Raw genomic sequence first — 4,618 nt, 5'->3', positions numbered from 1 at the left:
GATGCTGTCGTCGATCTTCACGTACAGTGCGGTCAAGAGGGTGTCCAGGTCTTGCGTCACAACATGATCTTGGATGCCCTCTCCTCATGCCTGGACATCGACCCCTGACTTCGGAACTACTCGTCTATGTCGTGACCGGTCTGGCGCAGCCCGTCGATGAGGGCTCGGCGGTGGCTGCGTCCCCCGTCGGGGGTGTCGACGATCCCCGGGCCGAGGAATCCCCAAAAGCTGTAGCCAATCAGCACTTCGTCACCCACCAGCCCTCGATGAGCAGGGCGTCCAGGCCGGTCGCGATGAGGCAGTCCAGGGCCATGTCCGGGGTCCCGCAGATCGGCTTGCCCTTGACGTTCAGCGAGGTGTTGATCAGAACCGGATGCCCGGTGATCTCGCCGAAGGCGGTCAGGACCTCGGCGAGGAAGGGGTGCTGCGTCCGAGTGACGGTCTGGACCCGGGCGGTGCCGTTGGCGTGCACGATCGCGGGCAGCTGGGTTCGGGTCAGGTCGGTGACCGGAGCGGCGATGGACATGTACGGCGAGGACTGTCGAAGCCGGACGTAGTCGGCCGCCTTGTCAGCGAGGACGACCGGGGCGAAAGGCCGGAACGGCTCGCGGAACTTCACCGTGGCGTTCAGCCGGTCCACGACGCCGGACGCGAAGGGCGAGGCGAGGATGGACCGGTTGCCGAGCGCGCGTGGTCCGGCCTCCAGCGGACCGGTGAAGAGGCCGACGAGCGCCCCGGCGGCGAGGCGTCGGGCCAGGTGCCGAACGGGATCGGCCGGGCGTTCGGCGGTCAGTCCGGGGCGCGGCTCCGGTGGCAGCGTCAGGTTCGGGTACGCCGGGCCGAGGTAGCAGCGCCCTTCGATGCCGGTGGGTGGCCGGCCGGTGGCGTCGAGACAGACGGCCGCAGCCGCGCCAATGGCGGTGCCGGAGTCACCGGGCGCGGGCGGCACGTGGATCTCGTCGACGATGCCTGACTGGACGACAAGGCCAGCGGCGACGCAGTTCATCGCCACGCCTCCGCCGAGGCAGAGCAGGCCGGATCCGGTCAGTCGGGTGGCTTGTCCGGACAGGTGCAGCATCACGTGCTCGGTGCGTTCCTGCAGCGCGGCGGCCAGGTCGGCGTGCACGGGCTCGACCGGCTCGCCTGGCAGCCGAGGTGGGCAGGTCGCGGCTGTGAAGGCCGGACTCGTCCGGGCGTACCGGCTGGACAGCACCCGCAGCGGCAGCAGCGCCGGGTCGAGGGTGAATCCGTCCCGGGTGAGGCGGACTGCCCGACTCATCAGTGCCCGGAAGCGCGTCGGGTCACCGAGGGCGGCCAGCGCCATGACGGTGCCCTCCTCGTCGCCGCGCCGCCAGCCAAGGTGCTCGGTGACGGCGCCGTAGACGTAGCCGAGTGACGCGGGGTCGTCGATCGCGGTGCGCAGGTCGAGACGAAAGGGCTGTTCGTCGCGGTGCGCGGCATGCCAGACCGTGGTGGTCTGCAGTTCACCGAGGCTGTCCACGACCAGGACCGCCGCGTCGTCGACGCTGGAGGCGAGGAACGCGTACAGGGCGTGTGCGCGGTGGTGCGGCACCGGATGGAGTCGGGCGCGCGGGAAGCGCCGGGCCAGGTCCCGCATCCGGGCCTGGTAGCGGCGGTGCACGGTCAGGAAGCTGCGGGCCCGGGGCATCGCCCGAGGACGGCTCACGGACCGGAGCAGGTGTGCGGGTAGCTGGCCGAGCGCGGACCGGTAGCGGCGTCCGTCGAAGTTGTAGGCCACTGTCGTCACGTCGTTCGCGGTCAATCCGGCCTCGCCGAGGAGCCAGGCGACGGCGTTTTCCGGGTACGCCTTGCTGTGCTTGATCCCGTCGAGGCGTTCCTCCTCGGCGAAGCCGATCAGGTGCCCGTCGACGAGGAGCGCCGCTGCGGAGTCGTGTGTGTAGGCGCACAACCCCAGCACGACCTCGGCGTCGCGTCTGCGTGAGGGGGTGGCCGTCATCGCGGATCACTCGTCAGGGCGGGGGTGAGGTGGTCGTACCAGCTCGAAAGGGCGTCACTGAGCGGGCCAGGGATGTCGGCGGCAAGGGTACGTGCCGGGTCGCGTTCGCCGGCTTTCCAGGCACGGTAGCTGGCGAGCGTCCGGCCGAACGCGTGCCATGTCGCCCCGTCCGCCGGCTGCATGATGCCAGAGAGCACCCGCTGGAGCAGGGTGTCGAAGTTCGGCCAGGGCACCTCGACCGGGTCGAGTTCGGCGCTACCGGGGGTGCCGTTTCGCGAGGCGGCGGCCGCTTCGGCGTTCTCGGCGTACAGGTGCAGCGAGTCGACGTGGTGGTGGTACTCGCCCAGCTCGACACCGAGCCAGCCGGCCATCAGCTCCTGAATCAGGGTGGTGGTGAAGATGTCGTACGGGAAGCCGAGCCACAGATCCTGGCTGCGCATGCTGGTGTGCATCACCAGTCGGCCCTGCCGGATGAAGAACCGGTAGCCGAGGGTGCACGGCACGTCCCGGAAGCCGCGATGGTCGCGGGACGGGTCGTAGAGCTGGATTACCGCCCGCCGCGAATCCCGGTCCGCGTGCAACTGTCGGCGTACCGCGTCGAGTTGGTCGATCACCGCGTCGAACTCGTCGATCCGGCCACCCCACCGGCGCAGCCGTGGCCCGTACGCGCCGCGGAGTATCCCGTCGTCGGCGTACCTGCGGAGGTTCTCGTTGTAGTCGAAGATCCACGGGTCGTCGGAACCGGAGAGGATCCACAACGCCTCGGCGACCGCGAACGCTGGATTGATCACTCGCGCGGGCGGCACGTCGACGAGTCGTCGTCGAGGGTTCGTCAGGCACAGGTGCGCGCCGACGACCTCGGTCGTGGTGAGGGTACGGGGACGGGCGACGTGGCCGTTGAGCAGCACGGCCTGGCACGCGGCGATGAACAGTTCGCTCGCCGAGTTCGCGGTCAACACGATCATCAAGGCTCCTTGCGGGGATTAGGAGGTGAATGCGGCGAGCCGGTCGCGGGAGAGGTTGACCAGCCAGGCCGACTGCCGGGCGAGCCCCTCGTGCAGGCCGACGGTGGGCCAGTAGCCGAGCAGACGTCCGGCGCGGGTCAGGTCAGCGGCGGTCGCCGGTACGTCGCCCGGCTGGGCGTCCACCGCCTTGACCGGCACCTGGCGGCCGGTGACCTTCGCCGCCTCGTCGATCACGCCACGCATGGAGACGCTGGCGCCGCCACCGACGTTGATCACCGCCGCTCGGACGTCGAGGTGCGCCGCTCCCAGGGTCGCGGTGACGACGTCGCTGACGTAGGTGAACTCGCGGCGTTGGCTGCCGTCGCCGTAGAGCGTTATCGGGAACCCTGTATAGGCCGCGAACAGGATCCTGCCGATGAGCATGTCGGGCCGCTGCCGAGGCCCGTACACGGTGAAGTACCGGAGCGCGGCGACGCTGAGCATGCTGTCCGGCCGACGGGCGTAGGCCAGGCAGAGGTGCTCGGCGGCCAACTTGCTGACGCCGTACGGGGAAACCGGGCACGTCGGGTCGATCTCCCGGCTCGGCCGGTCCGCCGGGCCGTAGACACTCGACGACGAGGCCACCACCAGCCGCCGTACGCCCTGCCGAGCGCAGGCGTCAAGCAGCCGGTGGGTCCCGACGACGTTCGCCTGGGCATAGTCGAGGAACTCCCCGCCCCACGACTGACGGACACCGGGCCGGGCGGCGAGGTGAAAGACCGTGTCGCAGCCCTTGACCACATCATCGAGCTGGTCTGTGGCCAGATCCAGGTGGTACGGCGTGAACAACCTGTTCGTCACGGCCGTCGCCAGGTTCTCGCCCGCCAGGGGATGTTCGCCGAGGCGGCGACGGTCCAGACCGAGGACCGTGACACCCCTGGCCAGCAGCGCGTCCACCAGATGCGATCCGATGAACCCGGCGGCGCCGGTCACCAGGACTCGGGACATCATCGTCTTACCTCCTTCCACGTCGAGTACTCGCAGGCCCGCCGCCGGACAGCGTGGGTAGGAGAGGATCGGCTCGCGAAGCGCCGGGCCCGCCGAGCACGGGTACCTGCCCGGCGTGGCGGACCTGCCCGAGAGGTAGGCAGGTCCGCCACCGGAGGCGGCGGCTGGGAGCGCCCCGCCGGTCACCCGCCCGCGCAGCCCCGATGGCGGTACACGAGCGGGGAATCAACCCCACGGAACCGAAGCCGACCGTCACCGCGACGACCCTGCTCAACTCGGGCGACGTCTGGTCAATGCCGATCAATTCGTTCACCATGAACCCCATGCCGTTGACGGTCGGTTCGGCGACCACCGGCACCACCCGGAACGGCGGTGTTCGATGCCCGATGCGCTCCGGTTGGGTAGCGCCGGGCGTCCGCTGGGGCAACCGCCCATAGCTCGCGAGGGTGCGGGCCGACCGGAGCTGCTCGACGCACGGTCCCTCCACGCCGCACGAGCGGCACCGGCCCGAGGCGCTGACCGTCACGTGCGCGTCGAAGCCGGCCTGCGCCGCCGCGATCTGCCCTGTCTGTCAGGGTGAGTTGAGGCCAGCGGCTCATAGCAAGTCCGTCGGACAGGGCGAGTTCAGGATCGAGAAGCGTTGAATACTGTTGTTGGCGTGGTGACGGCCCAGGATGGGGTCATGAGT

At 69.8% G+C, this 4,618-nt stretch carries 3 protein-coding genes; all 3 read right to left on the bottom strand.

Annotation, left to right across the window (positions count from 1 at the left end; translation table 11 throughout):
• Nucleotides 1-238: 238 nt before the first annotated feature.
• The 3 genes from ABGB05_RS36795 to ABGB05_RS36785 are packed head-to-tail and all read right to left on the bottom strand — an operon-like array spanning nucleotide 239 to nucleotide 3,933.
• Nucleotides 239-1,978 (bottom strand): carbamoyltransferase C-terminal domain-containing protein, encoded by a 1,740-nt coding sequence (locus ABGB05_RS36795; protein ID WP_347658654.1) that lies wholly within the window; start codon nucleotides 1,976-1,978, stop codon nucleotides 239-241.
• Nucleotides 1,975-2,943, bottom strand: coding sequence for a thymidylate synthase (locus tag ABGB05_RS36790; protein ID WP_347658653.1), 969 nt, complete (start codon nucleotides 2,941-2,943; stop codon nucleotides 1,975-1,977). The genes ABGB05_RS36795 and ABGB05_RS36790 overlap by 4 nt, the downstream gene beginning before the upstream one ends.
• Nucleotides 2,944-2,961: 18 nt before the next feature.
• Complete coding sequence (locus ABGB05_RS36785) at nucleotides 2,962-3,933, bottom strand: NAD-dependent epimerase/dehydratase family protein (protein ID WP_347658652.1); 972 nt, start codon at nucleotides 3,931-3,933, stop codon at nucleotides 2,962-2,964.
• Nucleotides 3,934-4,618: the final 685 nt, after the last annotated feature.

The sequence above is a fragment of the Plantactinospora sp. B5E13 genome, assembly GCF_039871775.1.
Taxonomy (GTDB): domain Bacteria; phylum Actinomycetota; class Actinomycetes; order Mycobacteriales; family Micromonosporaceae; genus Plantactinospora.
This window is presented reverse-complemented; position numbering and strand designations above follow the sequence as displayed.

Coding starts and splice junctions, on each gene's coding strand:
- ABGB05_RS36790 (WP_347658653.1), bottom strand. CDS start 2,943: ATGATCGTGTTGACCGCGAACTCGGCGAGCGAACTGTTCATCGCCGCG.
- ABGB05_RS36795 (WP_347658654.1), bottom strand. CDS start 1,978: ATGACGGCCACCCCCTCACGCAGACGCGACGCCGAGGTCGTGCTGGGG.
- ABGB05_RS36785 (WP_347658652.1), bottom strand. CDS start 3,933: ATGATGTCCCGAGTCCTGGTGACCGGCGCCGCCGGGTTCATCGGATCG.